Origin of the sequence: Pseudarthrobacter naphthalenicus (assembly GCF_029076445.1) — a bacterium.
Lineage (GTDB): Bacteria > Actinomycetota > Actinomycetes > Actinomycetales > Micrococcaceae > Arthrobacter > Arthrobacter naphthalenicus.
The window spans coordinates 1-1,315 of the sequence record NZ_JARESG010000078.1; the positions used below are offsets into that span (position 1 = coordinate 1).

The window sequence follows — 1,315 nt, forward strand, 5'->3', positions numbered from 1 at the left end:
GGGCCCGCCCGAACAGATCCCTGCCACGGCAGAGTAAACAAACCGGCTGGTCAGAGTCGTTTTTACGCCTGAACACGCCGTTATCAAGAGTGGACGTATTCGCAGAAAATGCGAACAACCTTTTTACTACTTGACATAATATCCATTATCGGCGAACGAAAATGGGTGGGGGAGCGCTCGGAAACTCCCCTCTTTACCTGTCACTGACGGTCCGCTGTGACTCCCGACGCAGCTGCCGTAGCCCACAACCAACGGGTGAAGCGCCGGCGGGGCAACCTATTCCCGACGGCGCTTTTGCCGCCAGCACCGGACACGGGACAACCCCGCTCCGGCAGGAATCCGTCCCCTGCGCCTACAAGCCCGAGGAAGGCAAGGCAGGGGCTCAGCGTTGGATCTTCTCGGATAGGGCGTGGGCGTGGCGCAGCAGCAGGCGCCCAAGGACTGGGCGCCGTTCGGCGGAGAATCGGGATTCTATGACTACGAGCACGAAGCTTTTGCCTGAGCAACTCAACAGGCCCACCCAGTATGGGAATCCGCCACTATGAGCTGATAGCCCTTGTCGTGGAGGCCGGATTCCACCGCACGAATCAGCTCGGCGAAGAACGGGTTCTCGATATGCGGCACAACCATGCCCAGGGTGTTCGAGCTGCCGCGACGCAGGGCCTGGCCAATCACATTCGGCGTATAGCCCAGTCCGCTTGCCACGGCCCTGACGTGCTCAATGGTTTCCGCCGAGACGCGGCCACGGCCGGTCATGGCCCGTGAAGCTGTGCCGACGGAAACACCGGCAGCAATAGCCACATCATTCAAAGTCACCGCCGGCATGCTCTGTTGATTCCTTTCCAAGCGCGCTTCATCGCCCACCCCTGACTAGGACAGCGCGGATGCGCACATGGCCAGCTCTTCCATTTGCCCGTGTGTCGCCATCGTTGTGATGTTCCTGTTCCTCATCACCACCTGCGCCCAGCTCTTCGTTGTCGGTCCAGGTCCGCTTGGCACCGGCAGGACGATGCCCAGTTGCAGCCCAGAGCCCACTGCTGGCGCTGGCACGCACTGGGTTGTTAGACCTGAGGCGACCCGTGTGGAGGGGCGTGGGATCAGGTCTGTTAGGACCGGGCGACGAGGCGCGAGCGTGAGGGACACAGAGTGTCCCTATACTCCTGCGGTGGCGTGGGTTGAAGATAGGAGTTCGGCGACGAATGCGGTGTTGAAGTCACCACTCACGAATTTCTCGGTTTCGAGGATCTTCTTGTGGAAGGGCGCTGTGGTGGTGATGCCTTCGATGACGAGTTCGTCGAGGGCGCGGATGGTTCGG

General features: G+C 60.9%; 2 protein-coding genes. Both read right to left on the reverse strand.

The features are described from left to right. Positions 1-507: 507 nt before the first annotated feature. Positions 508-825: a LacI family DNA-binding transcriptional regulator gene (locus tag PY310_RS21470; protein ID WP_275216657.1), complete on the reverse strand. Its 318-nt coding sequence runs from the start codon at positions 823-825 to the stop codon at positions 508-510. 327 nt (positions 826-1,152) lie between these two features. Then, positions 1,153-1,308: a hypothetical protein gene (locus tag PY310_RS21765; RefSeq protein ID WP_419095538.1), complete on the reverse strand. Its 156-nt coding sequence runs from the start codon at positions 1,306-1,308 to the stop codon at positions 1,153-1,155. Positions 1,309-1,315: the final 7 nt, after the last annotated feature.

Excerpts from the sequence above, each read along its gene's own strand:
- PY310_RS21470 (WP_275216657.1), bottom strand. The coding sequence starts at position 825 with ATGCCGGCGGTGACTTTGAATGATGTGGCTATTGCTGCCGGTGTTTCC.